The sequence below is a fragment of the Collimonas fungivorans Ter331 genome (assembly GCF_000221045.1).
In the GTDB taxonomy this organism is placed as follows: domain Bacteria; phylum Pseudomonadota; class Gammaproteobacteria; order Burkholderiales; family Burkholderiaceae_D; genus Collimonas; species Collimonas fungivorans_A.
Genome location: NC_015856.1, coordinates 2,437,877 through 2,459,619, shown reverse-complemented (window position 1 = coordinate 2,459,619; position 21,743 = coordinate 2,437,877). Strand labels below are relative to the sequence as shown.

The window sequence follows — 21,743 nt, the reverse complement described above, 5'->3', positions numbered from 1 at the left end:
TTCACTGGCGCCGGCGGCGCAAGATATCCATGTACACCGCCAGGATGATGATCACGCCGGTCACCACGGTCTGCCATTCCTGCGCCACCGACATCATGCGCAAGCCGTTGATCAGCACGCTCATGATAAAAGCGCCGATGATGGTGCCGAGGATGGTGCCAGTGCCGCCCGACAAGGAAGTGCCGCCGATCACCACCGCGGCGATCGCATCCAGCTCATAACCCTGCCCCAGCGCCGGCTGCGCCGAATTCAGGCGCGACGCGATCAGCAGCCCGGCGATGCCGCAGATGGCGCCGCCGACGGTGTACACAGCGACTTTCCAGAAATCGACATTGACGCCCGACAGCCGCAGCGCTTCTTCATTGCTGCCCAGCGCAAAGGTGTAGCGGCCGAAAATGGTTTTATTGAGCACGATGCCGGCGGCGATAGCGACCAGGAACAGGATCAGCACCGCATTCGGGATCGGCAGGGCCGGAATCAGGCTGCCGATCAGGGAGTCTTGCGAGATGGCCGAAAATCCCTCGGTGTCGTTGAAATAGATCGGCTTGGTGCCGGAGATCACCAGCGACAACCCTTTGAGCAACATCATCATGCCCAGTGTCGCGATGAAAGGCGGGATCTTCAGCTTGGCCACCAGCACGCCGGAAATCCAGCCGCACAAGGCGCCGAACACGATCGCGGCGATGACGCCGACGTAGAGCGGCATGCCCCAATAGGTAAGGAACACGCCGGCCATGACGGCGCAGAAGGTCATCAGGGTGCCGACCGAGAGATCGATGCCGGCGGTGATGATGACAAAGGTGCAGGCGATCGCCAGCACGCCATTGACCGCGGTCGACTGCAGGATGCCGACCAGGTTGTCGATTTCCAGGAAATTCGGCGAGGCGAAACTGAAAAACACCAGCAGCGCCAGCAAGCTGGCGAAGGCTAGCAGTTTCTGCCGGGTGGCAGGATGAAAGATCTTGGCCTTGACCGCCGCGAATACGCCCTGGCCTGGCTGCTGTGCTTGCGACGCGGGATTCTGGATATTTGCCATGGTGGTTTTCATTGTATGTAAGTGATTCGGGTGTCAAGCGGCCTGGGCGGCGCGCTGATCATCGCGCTTTTCTTCGCGCTGGGTCGCCAGCTGCATGATCTTTTCTTGCGAAGCTTCCGCGGCAGACAGTTCGCCGGTGATGCGGCCTTCGCACATGACCAGGATGCGATGGCTCATGCGCAACACTTCCGGCAGCTCCGAAGAGATCATGACAATCGCCTTGCCCTGCTCCGCCAGCGTATTGAGCAGTTTGTAGATTTCGCTCTTGGCGCCGACGTCGATGCCGCGCGTGGGTTCGTCGAAAAACAGGATGTCGCAGTCGCGCAGCAGCCACTTGGCGATCACGATCTTTTGCTGGTTGCCGCCCGACAGCAGCCGCACCGGCTGCTCGACCGACGGCGTCTTGATGCTCAGCTGCCGCACGAAATCCTGCGCGGTGGCGCGGATCGCGGCCTGGTCCAGGAACAGGCCCTGGGTCAGGAACCGGTTCATGCTCGACATGGCGACATTGGTCTTGACGTCCAGCCCGGTGGCCAGGCCGAAGTGCTTGCGATCTTCCGACAGGTAACCTATGCCGTGCGCCACTGCGTCCCGCGGCGACTTGATCGCCACCTTGGCGCCGTGCACCCGGATTTCCCCGGCGTCGACGCGGTCGGCGCCGAAGACGGCGCGCGCCACTTCAGTGCGGCCGGCGCCCATCAGGCCGGCAAAACCGAGGATCTCGCCTTTGCGCAGGTTGAAACTCACATCCTTGACGAGGGAACCGCGCTGCAGTCCCTTCACCTCCAGCACGACATCGTTGGCGGAAGTGTCGGGCATGGCCTGGCTGCCGCCGTCGCTATCGAGCTGGCGCCCCACCATCATGCCGATGATGGTCTCCATCGAGGTGGTGGCGGTGGGCACGGTGGCGATGTATTTGCCGTCGCGCATGACCGTGACGCGGTTGGATATCTGCCGCAGCTCGTCCATCTTGTGCGAAATGTAGATGATGCCGACGCCGTGCGACTGCAGCTGGCGGATGATGCGGAACAGGTCCTCGATTTCGGCGTTGTTGAGCGCCGCCGTCGGTTCATCCATGATCAGCACGCGCGAGTCGAAGGACAGCGCCTTGGCGATTTCCACCATCTGCTGCTTGGCCACCGTCAGTTCGCTCACCAGCGTGCTGGGATCGAGGTCCAGCCGCATGCGTTCAAAAATCGCCTTGGTTTGCCGGTTCAGCGCCTCTTCGTCAAGGAACAGGCCGTAGCGGCCGCGCGGCTCGCGGCCGATGAAAATGTTTTGCGCGGCGCTCAGGTGGTTCATCAGGTTGAGCTCCTGGTGAATGATGCCGATGCCCAGCGCTTGCGCCGCGCGCGGGGTTGGAATTTCGACCGGCAGCCCTTCCATGCGGATCTCGCCGCTGTCCTTGGGATACACGCCGGCCAGCACTTTCATCAACGTCGATTTGCCGGCGCCGTTTTCACCCATCAGCGCATGGACTTCGCCGCGCATCAGGTCGAAGCGGCAGTTGTCGAGCGCCAGCACGCCGGGAAAACGCTTGGTCACGTTTTCCAGCGAAATGAGGCAATCCGGCGTAGGAATTTCTGATTGCTGCATATTTACTCTCATGATGCACTGCCGGCGCTGCCGCCGGCAGTGTTAAATCAATCTATCAAGATGCATTCAGGTCAGGGCGCGGTCGAGGTGGCTGTAGCCGCCGTCCACGTACACCCACTGCCCGGTCGTATGCGCAGCGCGCTGCGACAAGAGAAATACCGCGGTGTCTGCAATCTCCTCGGCTGTGGTGAAGCGTTTTCCGAGTGGTATCTTGCTGGTGATCGCAGCCAGTTTTTGCTCCGGATTGTCGAAGCTGGCGATCCAGTTGCGGTACAGTGGTGTCATCACTTCGGCCGGAATCACGGCGTTGACCCGCACGCCGTCATTCGCCAGCGCCGCCGCCCATTCGCGCGTCAATGCCAGCTGCCCGCCCTTGGCGGCGCAATAGCCGCTGGTGTTGCCCTGGCCGGTCACAGCCGTCTTCGAAGAAATGTTGACGATGGCGCCGCGGCTGGCTTTCAGGTGCGGTACGCAGAAATGCGCCATGGTGTAGTAATGGATCAGGTTTTTTTCAAGCGACAGCACGAAAGCGGCGCGACCGGCGTCGAGGCCGATGTTGTCGTTGATGCCGGCATTGTTCACCAGTCCGTCCAGCCGGCCGAATTCGCCTATGGTCTGCGCCACGGCCTGCCGGCACTTGTCCTCATCCATCAGGTCGAGCTGGAGGATCAGCGACTTTCCTTGCAAGGCCAGCAACGCCGTCTTGAATTCAGGCGCCGGCTGGCTTTTGCCCAGGATCACCGGAATCGCGCCTTCCGCCGCCAGCTGCAGCGAAATCGCAGCGCCTATCCCTGCGCCGCCGCCGGTCACGATCACCACTTTTCCTGCTAAATGTAGATCCACTTTGCCGTCTCCGTTTTTATTTGTTTTATTGTAGGGCGGGCAGGTCCTTTTGCCCATGTTGAATATACTACTGCGTGGGCACAGGTGCCCGCCCTGCGTGCTTTGCTAGCCGCGGAACTGGTATTTCTCCAGCGATTCCGGCTTCATCGTAATCGAAAACCCCGGCGCAGCCGGCGGCATGTAGTTGGCATCCCGGATCACGCAAGGTTCGACAAAATGCTCATGCAGATGGTCGACGTACTCCGTTACCCGCCCTTCCATGGTCCCCGAAATGCACACATAGTCGATCATCGACAGGTGCTGCACATACTCGCACAGGCCGACGCCGCCGGCATGCGGGCACACCGGCAGCTTGTATTTGGCCGCCATCAGCAGCACCGCCAGTATTTCATTGACGCCGCCGAGACGGCAGGAATCGATCTGCACCACGTCGATCGCGCCGCGCATGATGAGCTGCTTGAAGATGATGCGGTTCTGGCACATTTCGCCGGTGGCTACCTTGACCGCGCCAATGCCTTCGCGGATCTTGCGATGGCCCTCGATGTCGTCCGGGCTGGTCGGTTCTTCGATGAACCACGGCTTGGCGAACGCCAGTTCATTGACCCAGTCGATCGCCTGGTCGACTTCCCATACCTGGTTGGCGTCTATCATCAGCTGCCTGTCCTGGCCGATCACTTCGCGCGCGATGGTGACGCGCCGGATGTCGTCTTCCAGGTCGCGCCCGACCTTGAGCTTGATATGGTTGAAGCCGTTGTCGACCGCTTCCTGGCACAGGCGCCGCAGCTTGGCGTCTTCATAACCGAGCCAGCCGGCGGAAGTGGTGTAGCACGGATAGCCGTCCCGCTGCAGCGAGCGGATGCGCTCGGCCTTGCCTGGTTCCTGCGCGCGCAGCATGGCCAGCGCTTCTTCCGGCGTGATGCAGTCGGTCAGGTAACGGAAATCGATGGCGCGCACCAGTTCCTCGGGCGACATGTCGGTCACCAGCTGCCACAGCGGCTTGCCTTCTGCCTTGGCCCACAAGTCCCAGACCGCATTGACGACAGCGCCGGTGGCCAAGTGGATCGCGCCCTTGTCGGGACCGATCCAGCGCAGCTGGCTGTCGGAGGTGATGTGGCGCCAGAAGCGGCCCATGTCGGCGCTGATCCAGTCCAGCTTGAGGCCGACCACCAGGTGTTCCATCGCTTTGATCGCGGCGCAGCAGATTTCATTGCCGCGGCCGATGGTGAAGGTCAGGCCGTGCCCTTCCAGGCCGGGCTGGTCGGTTTCCAGAACGACATAGGCGGCGGAGTAATCGGGATCCGGATTCATCGCGTCCGAGCCGTCCAGCATTTGCGAGGTCGGGAACCGCACATCCAGCACGCGGATTGATCGAATTGTCGTCATCGTGGTTCTCTTTAAAGTGAGATGGTAGTTTGGCGCTGCTCTCCCAGGCCATCTATGCCGAGCCGCATTACCTGGCCCGCGCGCAGGTAGACCGGCGGCTTCTGTCCGAGTCCGACGCCGGGCGGCGTGCCGGTGGAAATCACATCGCCGGGCTGCAAGCTCATGAAGCGGCTCAGGTAGCTGACCAGCGCCGGCACCCGGAACACCATGGTCGAGGTATTGCCGTTCTGGTAGCGATGGCCGTCCACTTCCAGCCACAAGCCGAGAGCATGCGGATCGGCCACTTCATCGGCGGTCACCAGCCAGGGGCCGAGCGGGCCGAAGGTATCGCAGCCCTTGCCCTTGTCCCAGGTGCCGCCCAGTTCCAGCTGGTATTGGCGCTCGGAGACATCGTTGATCACGCAATAGCCGGCGACGTGCTTGAGGGCGTCGGCTTCACTGATATAGCGGCCGCCCAGGCCGATCACCACGCCCAGCTCCACTTCCCAGTCGGTCTTCAGGGAACCGCGCGGAATTTCGACGTCGTCGTCCGGACCGCAGATGGCGCTGGTCCATTTGTTGAACACCACCGGTTCCGACGGCACTTCCATGCCCGATTCGGCGGCGTGGTCGGAATAGTTCAGGCCGATGCAGATGAACTTGCCGACGGCACCGACGCAGGGTCCGAGGCGTAGCTCTTGCTGCGGCGTACCGGCGACCAACGGCAGGCTGTCCAGGTCCAGCGCTCGCAATTTATCCAGCTCCTGCGGCGTCAGGAAACGGCCGGCGATATCCGTCACCACGCCAGACAAGTCGCGCACGCGTCCCTGTGCATCCAGCACGCCGGGTTTTTCCTGGCCCTTCTGGCCGTATCTCAACAACTTCATGGTTTCGCTTTCATGGTGACGTTATTCAACAGGGATGGATCAATTGGACCAGCCGCCATCGATCAGATGGATGGCGCCGGTAGTGAAGGAAGATTCATCGGAAGCCAGGTACAAGGCCAGGGCCGCGATTTCGTCGGCCTTGCCGACCCGTCCCATCGGCTGGCGGGCGACAAACGCGGCCTCGATGTCGGCGATCGGCACGTTTTGCTGCCGCGCCTGTTCTTTGATCCGCGCTTCGAGAGAAGGCGATTCGACGGTGCCGGGGCAGATAGCATTGCAACGGATGCCCTTGGCGACGAAATCGGCAGCCACCGCCTTGGTCAGGCCGATCACCGCCGCCTTGGTGGCGCCGTACACGAAACGATTGGGCACGCCCTTGACGCTGGAAGCGGCCGACGCCATGTTGATGATGGAACCGCCGCCCTGCGCCAGCATGCCCGGCAGCAGCGTGCGGATGAGGCGGTACATGGAGGAAACGTTGAGGTTCCAGGAGAACTCCCAGTCCTGTTCGGTGCAATCGAGGATGCTGCCGTGATGGACAAAGCCGGCGCAATTGAACAGCACGTCGAAAGACGAACCGGTCTGCGCCAATGCCGCCACCGCCTTGGCGTCGGTGACGTCGAGATGGCGGGTGACCAGCTCGGCGCCGGCGGCGCGGGCCAGCGCGGCGGTTTCGTCCAGCGCCGCCTGGTTGATATCGGTAGCCAGCACCTGCGCCCCCTCGCGGGCAAACATCACGGCGCTGGCGCGTCCTATACCCTGGCCTGCCGCAGTCACCAGGATGCGTTTTCCTTGAAGCCTCATGAACACTGTCTCCATATTATTGATCGTGTGGACTGCCGATTGATGACAATCGGTCTATAGGTCCATTGGTTGGACCAATTCGCTTGTGGCAATCATAATGGTTAAATTTTAGCTTTGCAATACCTAATTGCCAGTCACCTGCTGCCGGAGCAGAGTCGCCTTGCCTTCAGGTAACAATATGCTGCAATATGCAATCCATCGCTACGCATTCCTTTTCCAGCATGCCCAGCTTCCAGCAAACGCCCAGTTGCATCCTTGAGCCCGGAACCGTGATTCCGCGCCACATCCATGCCCAAGCCTATGCCACCATCGTGCTCGACGGCGGCTACCAGGAAGCCGGCGAATGCGGACGCTGGCATGTGCGGGCCGGCGACGTCCTGTTGCACGCGCCCTTTTCGGCCCACTGGAACCGCGCCATCCCGCGCGGCGCCAGGGTCCTGAACCTGCCGGTAGCCATGCCTGTCGCCGCATCGGCATGCGGCCAGGTAAACGATCCCGACCTGGTGATCCGCCTGGCCGGGCGCGATTCGCTGGAGGCTGCGGCAGCGCTCACGGATGGCTGGCGCCAGAGCCAGGGCAAACTGAGCGAAGCGCCGGACCTGCTGGCCGAGGCGCTGACCGCTTCCGATCCGGCCGGCGTGCGGCTCTGGTCGCAAGAAAACGGCGTGTCGCGGGTGACGGCGTTCCGCTGGTTCCGCGCCGTCTATGGCGTCAGTCCGACGCGCTACCGTATCGAAGCCCGCGCCCGCCTGGCCTGGCGCATGATCGTCGATGGCGGCGCCAGCCTGATCGAGATCGCCGCTGCCGCCGGCTATGCCGACCAGGCGCACATGAATCGCGACGTCAAGGCCTTCACCGGCCGCTCGCCCGGCGCCTGGCGCAGCACACTGAAACATTCGTTCAAGACTGCGACGGCCGCTGCCTGATATCGTCAGTCCATGACCGATACCACCGCCCTCGCGCCCAGCCGCCCGCTTTTTGAAATTACCGGATTCAAGTTCCGCCTGTGGCCGATCGCGCTCGCAGCGATCCTGATGCAGCTGATGCTGTGGCCGCCGCGCGAAGCCGCACGCTGGCTGTTCAAGCATCAGGCCGGCTGGTTCCACCATCAGGTCTGGGCCTTTGTCGGCCTGGCCGAGCTGTTCCAGATTACAGCCGGACTGATGGCGGTCCTGGTCATGCGCCGCTATCTGCCTAAGGCCGATCCTTATCTGCGCTGGCCGCCGCAGCGCAGCTATGCCGGCCTGGCGGTGCTGATCGGCATCGGCATGGCGTTGCTGATGCTGGTGGCCGACTATTGGCCGCAGCTGCTCAGCCGCACTGCGCCCCAAGGCGGCTACGAGATGACCGCGCTCGGCATCCCCGGCTGGCTGGCGGTGATGTTCGTCGCCGGCCCCAACGAAGAGATCATCTTCCGTGGCGTGCTGGTAGGCATGCTGACCGTGCTGGTGCCTGGACGGGTGCGCCTGGCCCGGTTCGAGATCCCGGTGTCAGGCGTGATCGTGAGCCTGCTGTTCGGCGCAGCCCACTACGGCAGTTTCTTCCAGGATCCGCTGTACCAGGCGATCGCCCAGCAGCTCTACGCCTTCCTCTTCGGCCTGACCTACGTCTGGCTGATGGAACGTTCGCGCAGCCTGCTGGCGCCGATGATCGCGCACGGCCTCAGCGACCTGCTGGAGGTGGGCGCGGTGATGCTGCTGTCGGTCGCCGGGGCTTGATGAAAGACAAACACCTTGTCAGGCAGGCCATAAACGTCCTGAGCACCCGGCTTGTGAGCGAATTCTCCGCGTATATACTGGTTGCTTGAACGCCATGAACGCCAAACCGAGGAGCCCGTCATGTCGACCAGGCCTGAACTGCAGCAACTTCGTTTTCCCGGCGAGAGCGCCGGTTACCGTAGCGCCCGCGCCGCCCTGCTGGCCGAGGAAATGGCGCTGCGGCGCCAGATCGAGAGCGTCGCCGCCCGGCGCCGCGCCCTGCCTCCCGGCGGCGAATTGAAACAGGATTATCGTTTTGTCGGCGCCGACGGTCCGGTGCATGTGTCGGAACTGTTCGCGCCCGGCAAGGATACGCTGGCGATCTACAGTTTCATGTACGGCCCGGAGCGCAAGCGGCCCTGCCCCGGCTGCACCCATTTCCTCGACGGCATCGATGGCCAGGTACGGCACATCGACCAGCGTCTCAACTTCGTGGTGGTCGCCAAGCGGCCGTTGGCGGATCTCCTCGCTTTCGCCAAGGAACGCGGCTGGCACGGGCTGCACCTGCTGTCCACCGACGGCAACAGCTACGACAGCGATTACTTCGGCGATTCCAGCGCCCTCAGCCCGCAGATGCGCAGGCAGCAGGACTTCAAGGATGGCGAAGAATGGGACATGCCGATGCTCAACGTATTCCACCGCAGCAGCGACGGCGTGATCCGCCATACTTGGGGCTCGGAGATGCTTTACGTGCCGTCCGAGCCCGGCCAGGACTACCGCCACAACGACATGCTGGATCCGATGTGGAACCTGTTCGACGTCATGCCGGAAGGCCGCGGCGATTTCCAGCCCAGGCTGAGCTACGCCTGAACCCGCCTCTGTCTTACTGCCTGGCTTCCTTGATAAAAGCAGTACGCGCAGCCACTCCAGTGTTGGCGAAATCGGTAAACACGCCATCGATCCCGGCCCGGAAGTAAGTCAGGAATTCCGCGCTCGGGTCGCCCTTGTAGATGCCGGCCAGGTACTTCTGCTCGTTGCGGAAAGTATAGGAATGCACGAACAGGCCAGCCTTGTGCGCATCAGCGATCAGGCTGGTGGGCGTGATCGTGTTGACGTCGGCCAGCGAGCCGGTGTAAGGCGTGCCGTCGGCGTTGGTTGCTTTGAACGGCACGATGGTATGCGCCATCACCTGCGGTTTCCAGGGACCGATGCCGTCGGCATAGGTCTTGATTTCAGCCAGCCCGGCCGGGGTCAGCATGGCGCCGAAGTAACGGCCGTCGCCGGCCAGGGTCCAGCTGTATGGGCGGCCATCGACGAAATTATAGACATCGCTGGTCTGGTAAATCATTTCGCCGGTCTTGTAGTTGACGTCGTTGCCGTCGACCAGCTGCACCATCTTCGTATTCAGGCCGGCGGCGCGCATGTACTTCAGGCTGGCCGGATCGAAGCTCTGCACATAGATCGGCGCAGTCTTGCTGTTCAGGTTGTTGTCCTTGATGAGCTTGATGATCGCATCTTCGAACGGATGCTTGCCGCTGCCGCAGCCGTTGGCGATGGCTTGCGCATTGTTCCAGTACGGGTTCTTCGATTCCGGATAGATCGAAATCGTGCGGCCGCTGGCGGCGCCCTTGGCCTTGGCGATATCGATGATTTCCTGCATCGTCAGGATCGGATATTTGCCGTTCAGCGCGGTCGGCCGCTGGTCGCGCGCATCGTAGGTGGTGCCGCCTATCCATTGTTTCAGCTCGGCGACGGTGAAGTCGGTGATCGACCAGTCGCCGGTATGGTCCTCGCCGTCCACCACCAGCGATTTCAACACCGATTTCGGATCGTTGGGATCGGTCAGGTCGCTCAGGTATTGCGCCGGACCGCCGTAGGTGGCGAGCGAGTAGCTGACATTCACCAGCACGCCCGGCACGGTGCGTTTGCGCGCCGCCACGGTGGCGTTGGTCTGGGCCACCGTGGTGATGTTGGTGTTGTCGCTCAGCCACGGATTGTGGCGCGCAACCAGCACGCAATCCTTGGTCAGGTGCAGGTCTTCTTCCAGCGAATCGGCGCCGACGTCGGCCGCGGCTTCATAAGACGGCTGCGTCTCTTCCGGATACAGCCCCGGCAACCCGCGATGCCCGATCACCAGCGGCGCGGCGCCGTCCAGGGTCTGGAATTTGGCTGAGGCCAGGTTGTTGCTGTCGCCGCCTCCGCCGCAGGCGGTCAATGCAGCGGCAGCGGCGAGCTGGGTCAGGATCAGGACTGGACGGGATGTGCGACGGATATTTGAGAGGTGCATGGCCATTTGGGATGAGATTGAATCCGGCGATTATGGCTTCTTTCAGTGACTGCCTGATGACAACACTTACTTTCCCGCTTCCAGCCACGCTAGCGTATCCGCCAGCAATCGATCGGACAATTCGGCATCGTCGACCAGGCGCGCCAGCATCAGCGCCCCGATCATGGCTGACCAGCTGCCGACCGCGGCGCGGCGCCGCTCCTCGGCGGTCTGCCCCGGCGCGCTCTGGCTGAACTTCTCGAGCTGGCGCCGTACGCTCTCGGTCATGGCATGGCGTACGTCATCGCCGGCGCGCACGGCTTCCGTGCCTAACGTCGAAAACAGACAGGCGCATCCGGGATCGTCGCGATGGGCAGCGCTCAGGTATTGTGCGGCAAAATCGGCCATCCGCTGCGGATGGGGGTCGCCCCCGGGCGGCGTCAAGACATGCGCGCAAGCCTGGGCGATCAAATCGTCCTTGGATGTGAAGTGCCCGTAAAACGCGCCATGCGTAAGGCTGGCGGCATTCATGATCTGCGCCACGGTGACGCCTTCAAAGCCGCGCTCGCGAAACAGGCGTGCTGCAGCATCGAGAATGCGCGTGCGGTTTTCGGCAACCTGTTCGCGGCTTATCTTCATGACCTCTCCTTTTGATGCTTGACATTATACATGATGGCGATCATGATTGTAATGCTGATGTTCATAATGAATAATAATTTCATCATTTATATTTCTTTTCAACAACCAAAATCAGGACTCCCCATGACTAAGCAAGCTAAAACAACCGTACTCATCACCGGCGCTTCCGGCGGCATCGGCGCCACTTACGCTGAACGCCTGGCCGCCCGCGGACACGATCTCGTGCTGGTGGCGCGCGACCAGGCGCGCATGGCGGCGCTGGCCGAGCGCCTGCGCGCCGAAACCGGTGTCAGCATCGACATCATCAAGGCCGACCTGACGGAAGCCTCCGACCTCAAGCTGGTCGAGACCCGGCTGCGCGAGGATGCGCGGATCGGGCTGCTGGTCAACAATGCAGGAGCGGCGGCGCCGGGCGGCTTGCTGGATGCGGACGTCGAGCTGCAGGACCGCCTGATCCGCCTCAACATCACCGCGGTGACGCGGCTCGCGGCTGCGGTCATCCCGCGTTTCGTGGCCCAGGGCGAAGGCGCCATCGTGAACATTGCGTCGGTGGTGGCGCTGGCGCCGGAATTCCCGCTCGGCGTATACGGTGCGACCAAGGCCTATGTACTGACCTACTCGCAAGCCCTGAACGCCGAACTCGGCGCGCGCGGATTGTACGTGCAAGCCGTGCTGCCGGCAGCGACCCGCACTGAGATCTGGGAACGCTCCGGACGCGACGTCAATGCGCTGCAGGGTGTCATGGAGGTGGGCGAACTGGTCGATGCGGCGCTGCTTGGCTTCGACCGCCGCGAACAGGTGACCATCCCGTCCTTGCCTGACGCCGGCCAGTGGGAAACCTTCAACTCAGCGCGCCAGGCAATGCTGCCGAACTTCGCCCAGGAACATGCGGCAGAACGTTATCGGCGTTAAGAACCGCAGCGCGGCTCCTGACAGCAGCTGTCAGGAGCCGCGGTTAAGCTGTTGCTTTCGGAGACAATAAACGGATCCGGCCGGAGAGCACAGCATGGCAGCCACTGAAAACACTGCATTAAAAGAAATCTTTGACAAGGCCCGCTTCCGCAGCGTGGCGCTTGAACTGGCGGCGATCTACCCGGCGTTCGACGCCAAGCGCTTCCTCAAGATCGCATTCGCCGGACTCGACGGCCTGAGCCTGATGCAGCGCCTGCGCCGCATGACAGAGGCCCTACACGCGACGCTGCCGGCGGATTACCGCAAGACGGTCAAGATCCTGCGCGCGCTGGCGCCGCGCATCGATCACGGTTTCGCCACCCTGGTCCTGCCCGACTACGTGGGCCAGCACGGACTGGACGATTTCGACTGGTCGATGGATGCACTCAAGTATTTCACCGGCTTCGGTTCCTCCGAATTCGCCGTACGCGAATTCCTGCGCGCCGACCTGCAACGGGCGCTGGCCATCATGCAAACCTGGTCGCGCGACGACAGCGAGGCCGTGCGCCGCCTTGCCAGCGAAGGCTGCCGTCCGCGCCTGCCGTGGTCGTTCCGGCTCGACGCCATCCTTGCCGAGCCGTCGCTGGCGGCGCCCATCCTGGAAAACCTGCGCGCGGATCCCAGCCTGTATGTCCGCAAATCGGTCGCCAACCACCTGAACGACGTCACCAAATCGCATCCGGACTGGGTGCTGGACCGCCTCGCCGCCTGGCCGCTCGACCATCCCCATTGCGCCTGGATCGCCAGGCACGCGCTGCGCTCGCTGATCAAGGCCGGCAACACGCGGGCGCTGGCAGTGATCGGCGCCGGCGCCGCGCCGGAAGTCAAGCTCAGCAAGTTCGCGGTGACGCCGCGCCGGCTTGCCTTGGGCGAGCGGGTGACCCTGTCGTTTGAGCTTGCCTCAAAATCGGCGGCAAGCCAGCACCTGGTGATCGACTACAAGATGCATTACGTAAAAAAATCCGGCGCGACGGCGGCCAAGGTCTTCAAGCTCAAGGAACTGACGCTGGCGGCCGCCCAGCGTGTCTCCGTCGAACGCAGCCAGAGCATCCGGGATTTCACCACGCGCGTGCATTACCCGGGACGGCATGAGATTGAAATCCTGGTCAATGGCTTGTCGCTGGCGCGCGGTTACTTCGAATTGAACTGCGGCGATGAATGATTTTTTTGCCGACCAGACCTTCGTGGTGGCAATCTCCATCCGGAAACGCCCCAAACAGCCGGCTCCAGAGAATCAAATCACCAGCGTCGAACTCGTGGACTGCGGATAAGATGGCGTCGCGCTCGGCTGCGCCGCGGGTTTGCCCATTTTCATGCGCGCCGAGACAATCACCGACAGCAGGCAGCCGCCGGCGAGATAGGCCGCCACGGCATGCCAGCTGCCGTCAACGCCCAGCAAGGCGGTTGCGATGAACGGCGTAAACCCGCCGCAGACCACGCTGGCGAACTGGTAGCCGACGCCGGCGCCGCTGTAGCGGTATTCCGCCCCGAAAAATTCGGTAAACAGCGGTTGCTGCACGCTGACCACCATGTCGTGTGCGATATTGGCCAGCAGCACCGAGAAGATCACGATCCAGGCGACCGAGCGGGCTTCCATGGCGAGGAAAAACGGCACTGCGGACAGCAGTCCTATCACCGCTCCGGTCACATACACGCGCTTCAGCCCGATCCGGTCCGCCAGCATCGCGAAAGCCGGGATCGTCACGCAGCTCACGGCGCCGACCAGCAGGCTGATGTTCAGGAACAGGTCGCGCGACATGCCAAGGTTCTTGGTTGAATAAGCCAGGGCAAATGCGGTGACGATGTACATCGTGAACATCTCCGCCATGCGCAATGCAATGATCAGCAGGAAACTCTCGGGATGGTTGCGCAACGCCGCCAGCAGCGGGACTTTCACCTTGTGCTCGCTGCCGACCTTGGCGACGAATTCCTGGGACTCTTCCATGGTCGAGCGTATCCACGCCGCCACCAGCACCAGCACGATGCTGACCAGGAAAGGGACGCGCCAGCCCCAGGACATGAAGGCATCGTTGCTCAGCGTATGGGTGAGGATCGACACGATGCCGGTCGCCAGCACCAGGCCGACGCCGTAACCGACTTGTACGCCGCTGCTGTAGAAGGCTTTTTTTCCTTCCGGCGCGCTTTCGACCGCCATCAGCGCGGCCCCGCCCCATTCGCCGCCGACTGCAAAACCCTGCAAGGCGCGCAGCAGCACCAGCGCCAACGGCGCGTACCAGCCAATGCTGGCGTACGTCGGCAACAGGCCGATCAGCGCCGTGGAAACGCCCATCACCATCACAGTGATCACCAGCATGCGCTTCCTGCCTAGCCGGTCGCCGAAATGGCCGAACACGATGCCGCCCAGCGGCCGGAACAGGAAACCCACGCCGAACGTGGCGAAAGCCGCCAGCGTGCCGATGGTCGGACTGACATTGGGAAAGAACTGGGTATTGAACACCAGGGCCGCGGTGATGCCATACAACAGGAAGTCATACCAGTCGACCACCGCGCCGACAAAACTGCCGAGCGCCGCTTTGCGCGCCCTGCGGCCTGCCGAGATGTTTCCAGTTGCAAGGATTTTTGTCTTCATTATCGTCTCCGGATGATTCAATTCGCGCCGCCTAGGCTCTGCCCAGCTCTTGCATGGGCGTGCGATAAGTCTCGCGCGCGGTAGCCGCCGAGATGGCGGCGATCAGCGCGGTAACGCTGACGAATACCGCCACCGGCATCCAGCCGTCAGCGCCCGGCTTCAGGATAGCCGCGCTGATGGTCGGCGCAAAACCGCCCAGGGCAAAACCGATCTGGGTGCCGATCGCCATGCCGGACAAGCGCACCCGGGTATCGAACATTTCACCGTACAGGGATGGCCAGACGCCGTTCGCCGCACTATACACAACACCGGACAACAGCAGGCCGAACACGAAGATGAGCGGGATATTGGCCTGGCTGATGCACCACAGGTAAGGCCAGATCAGGCATGCCGAGCCCAGCGCGCCGAAGATGAACACCGGTTTGCGGCCGATGCGGTCCGACAAGGCGGCGAACGCCGGGATCGCGGCCAAGGCGACGACATTCGCCAGGATCAGCACGGTCAGCATGGTAGCGCGGGCGATGTGCATGGTGTTGACTGCATAGGACAGCGTGAACACGCTGAAGATGGTGCTCACCACCGAGATCTGGGCCGCAAAGATGACACGCGCCAGGCTTTTCTTGTGTTCGCGCAGCAGCACCGCCAGCGGCAGCCTGGTTTGCTTGTGCGATTTTTCCTGTTCGAAGGCGGGCGTCTCGGGCAAGGTGCGGCGCACCCAGATGCCCACCAGCACCACGATCGCGCTCAGGAAAAACGGAACGCGCCAGCCCCAGGACAACAGCTGTTCTTCCGGCAGCGCCGAGATCGGCAGGAACACCAGGGTCGCCAGGATCAGGCCGGCCTGGGTACCGCTCAGGGTGAAGCTGGTGAAAAAGGCGCGCCGATGCGGCGGCGCATGCTCCAGCGTCATCGAATTGGCGCCGGCCTGCTCGCCTGCCGCCGACACCCCTTGCAGCATGCGCAGCACCACCAGCATGACCGGCGCGCTGATGCCGACTTGTCCATAGGTCGGCAGCAGGCCGACCAGGAAAGTGGAGATTCCCATCAGCAGCAAGGTGAACGTGAGCACTTTCTTGCGCCCGTACCGGTCGCCGATATGGCCCAGCAGCACCGCCCCTATCGGCCGTGTCACATAACCGACGCCGAAAGTGGCGAACGCCGCCACGGTGCCGGCTATGGGATCGACCGAGGGGAAAAATATCTTGCCGAACACCAGCGCCGCGGCGGTGCCGTAGATGAAAAAATCGTAATATTCGACAGCGCTGCCGATCCAGCTGGCGAGCGCGGCCTTGCGCGGCGAACGGGTAGCTGTGTGCAGTGCAGTTTTCTGTGCTGCGGCGGCGGCCGGCGCCTTGACTTGTTGCGTTGCTGTAGATATAGACATGACGTCCTCGGTGATCTATAGGTGTATTTTTTGCACGAAGAGAACGGATCCCCTCCATGATAATGTGGAAACGGTGCGTTTAAAACCGGTGCAAGATGCCGGCTTGCAAACCGGCCAGGCTCTTACCGTTGATATCCGCTCCGGCCAGGTTGGCGGTGGGACCGGCCGAACCGCTGAAACGGAAGCCTGCGTTGGCGTCGTTCTTCATGTAGCTGGCGAAACCGTACAGCGTGGTCCGTTTGGATAAATCGTAGTAAGTCCCAAGGTTGCCGCCCTGCGCGCCTGAATCCCGCTGCGACGTATCCTGCATCACGCCATACAAGGCGCCGATCCGCCATTGCGGGCTGAGGCGATAATCGGCCGAAACCTGGAAGATGTTGTACATGCGTTGCACATCCGCATTGGCGCCGGTGAAGGCATTGCCGGGAATACTGACGTTATTCAGGATGGCCGCAGCGGTATTGCCGCTGGCATTGCTTGTGACGTTGTTGCTGCGTACATAAGCGAAATACAGCTTGCCCTTGCCGTAGTCGTAATTGGCGTACAGGTTGTGATAAACCACCTTCTCCGAAAACTGCGCGTTCGCCGCCGGCTTGGCCCACAATCCGGCGTAGCCGGCGCGGTATGGTCCTTTGCTATAGTCCAGCCCGAGCTGGTATACGCCGCGCGCGCCTACGCTTTCGCCTGCGGTTTCGGTCAGCGCGTAATGGGCGTCGAACTGGAAGCCGGCCACGCGCGGCGATTTGTACGAGATATCGTTGTCGTAGCGTGACGGTACGCCGAAGGTATTGATGACCGAGCCGTAGGTAGTGCGTTCGGTGTAGTCGATGGCGCCGCCGATGAAGAACACGATGCTGTTCTGGCGGCCGACGCGGAACTCGCCTGCCGGCGTATTCATGCCCACCCATGCCTGGCGGTCGAACAGGCGGCTGGAATCGGCCGCGCCGCCGGTGTTGGCGTTCAAGCCTTGTTCCAGCGTGAACCGGGTCTGGTAGCCGCCGCCCAGCTCTTCCACGCCGCGCAAGCCGAGCCGGCTGCGCAGGATGGCGCCGTCGTTCAGGCCGGTGACGCTTTTGCCGCTGCTGCTGTGGATGTACCCAAGGTACTGGTCCAGGTCGCCGTACAGGGTGAGGTTTGGTTCAGCCTGCGCCAGCACCGAACAGCCGGCGAGGCTGCAGGCCGCGACGAATTTCTTCTTCATGACATCTCCATTTGGTTTTTTTATGATGAATTGCACGGGCCTGAGAGCCCGGTGGGACAACTGTTTCCTATGGCACGGCGATGGCCGCCGGCGCATGGAAGTTCGAGACAGGGAAAAAATGCAGGTCCGGGCGGTTCGGCGCCAGGACGGATTTCGGGCGATGGGTCATGCTGTCTCCTTGGTGACGCTGCGTTTTTTATTGTTTGCAGCTGGTGTTTTATATAGGGCAGGCGCTCAAGCCATGGTCGGATGTCCCGCGCTCGGCTGGCGCACCTGCAGGCTGCGCCGCAGGACCTGGTCGGTCACCCACTTGGCGGCGCGGTGGGCGCGGCGGGCCACGATGTCGGGCGACAGCTGCAGGTAATCGTCGTTGAACACTTCGAAGCTGTAGTCGCCGCGATAACCGCCCCGGTCCAGCCGCCGCAGCAGCTCGGACAATTCCTTCGAATGCGCGCCCTCGCCCGGAAACACGCGCAAGTGACGCGCCGTTTCCAGCCGTTCTTCCGCGCTGCGGATGTCGCGCCACATGAAATCGGACAGCTGCACCAGCGCGATCTTTTCGCTGGGGATGTCTTGCAAGCCATCGAGGTCGGCCTGGTTAGCGAGCATGTGGAAAGAATCGAGCACCACGCCCAGGTTGGCGTGGTCGGCCAGTTCCACTGCTTCCCACGACTGCGCATACTGATTGACGTGGCGGCCCCAGGACAACGCTTCATAGCCGACGCGCACGCCGAGCGGCACCGCCAGCGTCGCCAGCTTGGCCAGGTGGCGCGCGATCAGCGGCAGTTCGCCGCTGGCGTGGCTGGAAGTGCTGGAGCAGACCATCAGCAGCGGCGCGCCGACTGCCTGGCACACCTGCAGCATGTTCTTGGCGATGTCCAGCTTGTATTCATGCAAGGCGCCGGACAAACCCTCGAAATCGCGCATGACCTGGATTCCGGTGACGCGGACGCCGCTGGCCTTGACCAGCCGCACCGCCTGCTCCAGGCCGCCGGGATGGCCGGCCAGGTCCTTGGCCCACAACATGATCTGCGAAAATCCCGCAGCCTTGGAGGCGCTCAGTTTCGATTCCAGCGGCCCGGCCAGGGTGATGCTGTCCATGCCGAAATTGCTCAGGTTCATATCGCCTCCAGAACCCGGAACGCATCCGAAGACACGCCCGGCCAGCCGAACAGTTCCAGGTATAGCGGCGCCTGCTCGATCATCATTTCGCGCCCCTTCTGGATGCGGCAGCCATGGCGCTGCGCTTGCAGCAGCAGCCGGGTCATTTCTATCTTCATGCCGCAGTCGGCGACGATGCAGGATGGCGCAATGCCGTCCAGGTCGAGCGGCAGCGGATCGTCCGGGCCCATGCCAAGCGGCGTCGAATTGACTACCAGGTCGTATCCCGCCGCGGACGGCGCACCGATCACCACTTCGGTTTCTGTGAACATGTCCTGCAGGCGCTGCCGCAGCGCTTCGGCCTGCTCGCGCCGCGTATCGTAAATGGCGACATGGCCGATGCCGCGCGCCGCCAGCGCTGCCGCCACAGCGCAGCCGACGCCGCCGCTGCCGACCACCAGCGCCTTGGCCCGTTGCCAGTCGAAGCGCGTATCGCCGCAGGTGCGGTCGAAGGCGCGGATGAAACCTTCGCCGTCGATCAGGTCGCCGACCAGTTGTCCATCCGCGCTTTTATAGATGGCGTTGCAGGCGCCGGCCAGCACTGCGCGCGGCGTCGGCCGGTCTACCGCGTCGACGCTCAGCGGCTTGTGCGGGATCGACACCAGGATACCGCCGACGTTTTCTGCCGCCATCAGCATGCGCACTGCCGAGAGGTAGCCGGACGGCGCGATCTTGAGCGGGATGACGCGAGCATCGATGCCGTGGCGCTTGAAGTAGGCGTTGAACAGGGCTGGCGCCTTGACTTGCTCGACCGGCCAGCCGATCACCGGGAAAATGCGGGTGCTGCCGGAAATCTCAAGCATGTTGCGGCTCCCGGCGGCTGGCATCCCGCTGGCTGACTACCAGCTCGAAGCTGATCCCGCTTTTATAGAGTTGCGTCAAAGCGCCCTTTTCGCTTGCCTGCGCCGGTTCGCGGTCGATGAACACGATGCCCCTCTGCTTGAGCTGCCGCACCGCCTCCAGCACGTCCGGCGCACCGAGGCCGACCCGCACCAGCTGCTCATCCCATTGCAGGCCGGCGGCGCCCTCGGGCGGCTCCACCAACTGCAGGTAAAAGCTGTGGCAAGGGCTTTCCAGCAAGACGCCTTTCGGCAAGACGCCAAAATAGCGGCCTTGCGGCAGCGGCCGGAAATCCATCAGCTGCTGGTAAAAATCTATCCATTCCGGCGAGCGGTCGCGGCCTATGGTCTGCACCACGCCAAAGAAATGCATGCCCGCCAGCGCCGGTGGATTGGCGGGCGCATTGAGGATCGGCTTGAAGTCGACGTCGTAGATGGAAAAATCGCGGAAGCGGTCGACGAAATACAGGATCGAATCGCCGACGCCGTGCACGCCCGGGATATTCAGTTCCATCACGCCGGCCCTGGTCTGGATCGCCCAGGCGCCCATCTCGATCGCGTGGCGATAGGCGGCGTCGGCGTCGCGCACGCGCAATGCCATCGCGCTGATCACTGTCGCTTGCGGTTCACCGTCGGCCTGCGGCAGCGAGGATGGATCGGCATTGACGATTACGTTCATCGTGCCCTGGCGGTACAGGGTCACTTCGCGCGAACGATGGCGGGCGGTCGGCACGAATCCCATCTGCTCCAGCAAGGCGCCCAGCGCCAGCGGCTGGGCGCTGGCATATTCGATGAATTCGATGCCGTCTATGCCGAGCGGATTATTCGGTTCCGGATTGTGTTCTTGCGCAGTCATGCTGATCCTTGGCTGAAGTAGTCAGGCCAAGTATAGGAAGAGCATTTCGAGAAAAACAGCCTCAAAAACGTGCAATACTGCGCCAATCGCGCAGATTGAGCGATTGGCGCGCATTTTTGGAGTTATTTGGAATGAAGAAACCGGAACTGGTGGAAATGGAAGTCGCCAAGCGCGACCTGATCGATGGCCTGATCAAGGGCATCGACGTGATTACCGCTTTCAACGACGATACCGTGCGCCTGACCGCAAGCGAACTGGCGGAAAAAGTCGCACTGAGCCGCAGCGCGGCGCGCCGTTACCTGCTGACGCTGGTGCATATCGGCCTGGCGGCAACCGACGGCCGCAGCTTCTGGCTCACGCCCAAGGTGCTCAACCTGGGGCGCTCCTACCTCGATTCGGCGCGGCTGCCGCGCGCTATCGTGCCTTTCCTGCAGCGGCTTACCTTGCAGCTGCAGGAATCGACCAATTATTCGGTGCTGGAAGGCGACGATGTGGTCTACGTCAGCCGTGTCAATGCGCCACGGCTGCTGACTACCGGTTTCGAACCCGGCACACGGCTGCCGGCCTACACCTCCACCGCCGGCCGGGTGCTGCTGTCGGCAATGCCGGACGCCGACTTGCGCGCCTACCTGGAGCGGATCGAACTGATCGCCTACACCCACCTGACCGTAGTCGACAAGGAACAGCTGTTCCAGGAACTGATCGCGATCCGCGAAGACGGTTTCGGCGTCACCGAAAACCAGTATGAAATCGGGCTGCGCGGCATCTCGGTGCCGATCAAGAGCCGCCGCGGCGCCCTGATCGGCGCCCTGAGCGTGTCGATGATGATCTCAAGTTCTTCGAAGGCCGAAGCCACGGCGCGCTGCCTGCCGGCGTTGCAGGCTACGGCGAATACCTTGATGATGTGGGTTTGACATCAATGACTTTTGCTCGACCGTTCAAGCCGGAGGTGCATTTCCGACCATGACCAGATACATTTGACAATCAATACAAAATTTTGTATATTTCAATAAATAATGGATCCCAAACCGGTTGAATTTCGCGGCAGCTCCCTTGACGACCTCCGCACTTTCCCCATATCGGCGCGACGTGAGGCAGGATACCAACTCGATCAGGTACAGCAGGGCCATGAGCCAGACGACTGGAAGCCGATGCCGACGATTGGGCAAGGCGTCAGAGAAATCCGGATTCGAGACGCGAGCGGCGCGTTTCGAATCATCTACGTAGCGAAGTTTGCCGATGCGATCTACGTGCTTCATTGCTTCCAGAAGAAAACACAGAAGACTGGCAAGCCGGATCTGGACTTGGCCGAGAACCGTTACCGTGACCTCATGAGGGAATTAGGAAAATGAGCAAGAAACAATACAGCAGCGTATGGGATGCCATCGAAGACACTCCCGAAGAGGCCGAGAACATGAAGCTGCGCTCGAGCTTGATGATGGCGCTGAAAGCCCACCTTGAACGTACCTGCCTGAGCCAAGCGCAAGCCGCCAAGTTGTTCGGCGTTACACAACCGCGCATCTCCGACCTCATGCGCGGCAAGATCAACCTGTTCGGCCTGGATGCCCTGGTCAATATGGCCGCCGCCGCTGGCATGCACATCGAAATGCGAGTGCTGGAAGCAGCTTAGC

The 21,743-nt window shown here is 62.2% G+C and carries 22 protein-coding genes; 8 read left to right on the top strand and 14 right to left on the bottom strand.

Going from position 1 to position 21,743, the window contains the following annotated elements; genetic code table 11:
* Position 1: 1 nt before the first annotated feature.
* From CFU_RS10830 to CFU_RS10805, 6 genes are all read right to left on the bottom strand, one after another.
* Positions 2–1,036, bottom strand: a complete 1,035-nt coding sequence (locus CFU_RS10830) for an ABC transporter permease (protein ID WP_050808548.1) — start codon at positions 1,034–1,036, stop codon at positions 2–4.
* Between the two features lie 33 nt (positions 1,037–1,069).
* On the bottom strand, positions 1,070–2,632 hold the full coding sequence (locus CFU_RS10825) for a sugar ABC transporter ATP-binding protein (RefSeq protein ID WP_050808547.1): 1,563 nt from the start codon (positions 2,630–2,632) through the stop codon (positions 1,070–1,072).
* 66 nt (positions 2,633–2,698) lie between these two features.
* Complete coding sequence (locus CFU_RS10820; RefSeq protein ID WP_041743310.1) at positions 2,699–3,475, bottom strand: SDR family oxidoreductase; 777 nt, start codon at positions 3,473–3,475, stop codon at positions 2,699–2,701.
* 105 nt (positions 3,476–3,580) lie between these two features.
* Positions 3,581–4,858 (bottom strand): L-fuconate dehydratase, encoded by a 1,278-nt coding sequence (locus CFU_RS10815; protein ID WP_041741738.1) that lies wholly within the window; start codon positions 4,856–4,858, stop codon positions 3,581–3,583.
* An 11-nt stretch (positions 4,859–4,869) separates the two neighbouring features.
* A complete protein-coding gene (locus tag CFU_RS10810) occupies positions 4,870–5,724 on the bottom strand; it encodes a fumarylacetoacetate hydrolase family protein (RefSeq protein WP_014006082.1) in 855 nt (284 codons plus the stop codon).
* 39 nt (positions 5,725–5,763) lie between these two features.
* Complete coding sequence (locus tag CFU_RS10805; RefSeq protein ID WP_041741736.1) at positions 5,764–6,528, bottom strand: SDR family oxidoreductase; 765 nt, start codon at positions 6,526–6,528, stop codon at positions 5,764–5,766.
* A 188-nt stretch (positions 6,529–6,716) separates the two neighbouring features.
* Between CFU_RS10805 and CFU_RS10800 the strand changes: the two genes are divergently transcribed.
* The 3 genes from CFU_RS10800 (at position 6,717) to CFU_RS10790 (ending at position 9,095) form a co-directional block, all read left to right on the top strand.
* Complete coding sequence (locus CFU_RS10800; RefSeq protein ID WP_014006080.1) at positions 6,717–7,454, top strand: AraC family transcriptional regulator; 738 nt, start codon at positions 6,717–6,719, stop codon at positions 7,452–7,454.
* A gap of 12 nt (positions 7,455–7,466) precedes the next feature.
* Positions 7,467–8,246 carry a CPBP family intramembrane glutamic endopeptidase gene (locus tag CFU_RS10795; RefSeq protein WP_014006079.1) on the top strand — a complete coding sequence of 260 codons (780 nt, stop codon included), beginning with the start codon at positions 7,467–7,469 and terminating at the stop codon, positions 8,244–8,246.
* Between the two features lie 120 nt (positions 8,247–8,366).
* Positions 8,367–9,095 carry a DUF899 family protein gene (locus CFU_RS10790; RefSeq protein ID WP_041741734.1) on the top strand — a complete coding sequence of 243 codons (729 nt, stop codon included), beginning with the start codon at positions 8,367–8,369 and terminating at the stop codon, positions 9,093–9,095.
* A gap of 13 nt (positions 9,096–9,108) precedes the next feature.
* Here the strand turns inward: CFU_RS10790 and CFU_RS10785 are convergent, their stop codons facing one another.
* Together CFU_RS10785 and CFU_RS10780 are read right to left on the bottom strand one after the other, a co-directional pair.
* Positions 9,109–10,518, bottom strand: coding sequence for a glycerophosphodiester phosphodiesterase family protein (locus tag CFU_RS10785; protein WP_014006077.1), 1,410 nt, complete (start codon positions 10,516–10,518; stop codon positions 9,109–9,111).
* Between the two features lie 60 nt (positions 10,519–10,578).
* Positions 10,579–11,130, bottom strand: coding sequence for a TetR/AcrR family transcriptional regulator (locus tag CFU_RS10780; RefSeq protein ID WP_014006076.1), 552 nt, complete (start codon positions 11,128–11,130; stop codon positions 10,579–10,581).
* 123 nt (positions 11,131–11,253) lie between these two features.
* Here CFU_RS10780 and CFU_RS10775 point away from each other — a divergent pair, with 123 nt between their 5' ends.
* On the top strand, positions 11,254–12,042 hold the full coding sequence (locus CFU_RS10775) for an SDR family NAD(P)-dependent oxidoreductase (RefSeq protein ID WP_041741732.1): 789 nt from the start codon (positions 11,254–11,256) through the stop codon (positions 12,040–12,042).
* 94 nt (positions 12,043–12,136) lie between these two features.
* Entirely contained in the window at positions 12,137–13,243 is a 1,107-nt protein-coding gene (locus tag CFU_RS10770) for a DNA alkylation repair protein (protein ID WP_014006074.1), read from the top strand.
* Between the two features lie 72 nt (positions 13,244–13,315).
* Here CFU_RS10770 and shiA read toward each other — a convergent pair whose 3' ends face one another.
* The 6 genes from shiA to CFU_RS10740 all read right to left on the bottom strand — a co-directional run bounded on the left by shiA (position 13,316) and on the right by CFU_RS10740 (position 20,112).
* Positions 13,316–14,671, bottom strand: coding sequence for a shikimate transporter (gene shiA, locus CFU_RS10765; protein WP_041741731.1), 1,356 nt, complete (start codon positions 14,669–14,671; stop codon positions 13,316–13,318).
* A 31-nt stretch (positions 14,672–14,702) separates the two neighbouring features.
* Positions 14,703–16,055, bottom strand: coding sequence for an MFS transporter (locus CFU_RS10760; protein WP_014006072.1), 1,353 nt, complete (start codon positions 16,053–16,055; stop codon positions 14,703–14,705).
* A 79-nt stretch (positions 16,056–16,134) separates the two neighbouring features.
* Positions 16,135–17,256, bottom strand: coding sequence for a porin (locus tag CFU_RS10755; RefSeq protein WP_050808546.1), 1,122 nt, complete (start codon positions 17,254–17,256; stop codon positions 16,135–16,137).
* 234 nt (positions 17,257–17,490) lie between these two features.
* Positions 17,491–18,378 carry a sugar phosphate isomerase/epimerase family protein gene (locus CFU_RS10750; protein WP_014006068.1) on the bottom strand — a complete coding sequence of 296 codons (888 nt, stop codon included), beginning with the start codon at positions 18,376–18,378 and terminating at the stop codon, positions 17,491–17,493.
* Complete coding sequence (locus CFU_RS10745; RefSeq protein WP_041743305.1) at positions 18,375–19,220, bottom strand: shikimate dehydrogenase family protein; 846 nt, start codon at positions 19,218–19,220, stop codon at positions 18,375–18,377. The genes CFU_RS10750 and CFU_RS10745 overlap by 4 nt, the downstream gene beginning before the upstream one ends.
* Positions 19,213–20,112: a 4-hydroxyphenylpyruvate dioxygenase gene (locus CFU_RS10740; protein ID WP_014006066.1), complete on the bottom strand. Its 900-nt coding sequence runs from the start codon at positions 20,110–20,112 to the stop codon at positions 19,213–19,215. The genes CFU_RS10745 and CFU_RS10740 overlap by 8 nt, the downstream gene beginning before the upstream one ends.
* A gap of 131 nt (positions 20,113–20,243) precedes the next feature.
* On the opposite strand from CFU_RS10740, the gene CFU_RS10735 reads away from it, so the two are divergent.
* The 3 genes from CFU_RS10735 to CFU_RS10725 all read left to right on the top strand — a co-directional run bounded on the left by CFU_RS10735 (position 20,244) and on the right by CFU_RS10725 (position 21,742).
* Positions 20,244–21,026 (top strand): IclR family transcriptional regulator domain-containing protein, encoded by a 783-nt coding sequence (locus tag CFU_RS10735; protein WP_041741729.1) that lies wholly within the window; start codon positions 20,244–20,246, stop codon positions 21,024–21,026.
* 102 nt (positions 21,027–21,128) lie between these two features.
* Positions 21,129–21,464, top strand: coding sequence for a type II toxin-antitoxin system RelE/ParE family toxin (locus tag CFU_RS10730; RefSeq protein ID WP_202946144.1), 336 nt, complete (start codon positions 21,129–21,131; stop codon positions 21,462–21,464).
* On the top strand, positions 21,461–21,742 hold the full coding sequence (locus CFU_RS10725) for a helix-turn-helix domain-containing protein (protein WP_014006064.1): 282 nt from the start codon (positions 21,461–21,463) through the stop codon (positions 21,740–21,742). The genes CFU_RS10730 and CFU_RS10725 overlap by 4 nt, the downstream gene beginning before the upstream one ends.
* The last annotated feature ends 1 nt before the right edge of the window (position 21,743 follow it).

Coding starts and splice junctions, on each gene's coding strand:
- CFU_RS10750 (WP_014006068.1), bottom strand. CDS start 18,378: ATGAACCTGAGCAATTTCGGCATGGACAGCATCACCCTGGCCGGGCCG.
- CFU_RS10795 (WP_014006079.1), top strand. CDS start 7,467: ATGACCGATACCACCGCCCTCGCGCCCAGCCGCCCGCTTTTTGAAATT.
- CFU_RS10825 (WP_050808547.1), bottom strand. CDS start 2,632: ATGCAGCAATCAGAAATTCCTACGCCGGATTGCCTCATTTCGCTGGAA.
- CFU_RS10725 (WP_014006064.1), top strand. CDS start 21,461: ATGAGCAAGAAACAATACAGCAGCGTATGGGATGCCATCGAAGACACT.
- CFU_RS10790 (WP_041741734.1), top strand. CDS start 8,367: ATGTCGACCAGGCCTGAACTGCAGCAACTTCGTTTTCCCGGCGAGAGC.
- CFU_RS10760 (WP_014006072.1), bottom strand. CDS start 16,055: ATGTCTATATCTACAGCAACGCAACAAGTCAAGGCGCCGGCCGCCGCC.
- CFU_RS10780 (WP_014006076.1), bottom strand. CDS start 11,130: ATGAAGATAAGCCGCGAACAGGTTGCCGAAAACCGCACGCGCATTCTC.
- CFU_RS10815 (WP_041741738.1), bottom strand. CDS start 4,858: ATGACGACAATTCGATCAATCCGCGTGCTGGATGTGCGGTTCCCGACC.
- CFU_RS10770 (WP_014006074.1), top strand. CDS start 12,137: ATGGCAGCCACTGAAAACACTGCATTAAAAGAAATCTTTGACAAGGCC.
- CFU_RS10755 (WP_050808546.1), bottom strand. CDS start 17,256: ATGAAGAAGAAATTCGTCGCGGCCTGCAGCCTCGCCGGCTGTTCGGTG.
- CFU_RS10745 (WP_041743305.1), bottom strand. CDS start 19,220: ATGCTTGAGATTTCCGGCAGCACCCGCATTTTCCCGGTGATCGGCTGG.
- CFU_RS10785 (WP_014006077.1), bottom strand. CDS start 10,518: ATGGCCATGCACCTCTCAAATATCCGTCGCACATCCCGTCCAGTCCTG.
- CFU_RS10805 (WP_041741736.1), bottom strand. CDS start 6,528: ATGAGGCTTCAAGGAAAACGCATCCTGGTGACTGCGGCAGGCCAGGGT.
- CFU_RS10730 (WP_202946144.1), top strand. CDS start 21,129: ATGGATCCCAAACCGGTTGAATTTCGCGGCAGCTCCCTTGACGACCTC.
- shiA (WP_041741731.1), bottom strand. CDS start 14,671: ATGAAGACAAAAATCCTTGCAACTGGAAACATCTCGGCAGGCCGCAGG.
- CFU_RS10830 (WP_050808548.1), bottom strand. CDS start 1,036: ATGGCAAATATCCAGAATCCCGCGTCGCAAGCACAGCAGCCAGGCCAG.
- CFU_RS10740 (WP_014006066.1), bottom strand. CDS start 20,112: ATGACTGCGCAAGAACACAATCCGGAACCGAATAATCCGCTCGGCATA.
- CFU_RS10810 (WP_014006082.1), bottom strand. CDS start 5,724: ATGAAGTTGTTGAGATACGGCCAGAAGGGCCAGGAAAAACCCGGCGTG.
- CFU_RS10735 (WP_041741729.1), top strand. CDS start 20,244: ATGAAGAAACCGGAACTGGTGGAAATGGAAGTCGCCAAGCGCGACCTG.
- CFU_RS10800 (WP_014006080.1), top strand. CDS start 6,717: ATGCAATCCATCGCTACGCATTCCTTTTCCAGCATGCCCAGCTTCCAG.
- CFU_RS10775 (WP_041741732.1), top strand. CDS start 11,254: ATGACTAAGCAAGCTAAAACAACCGTACTCATCACCGGCGCTTCCGGC.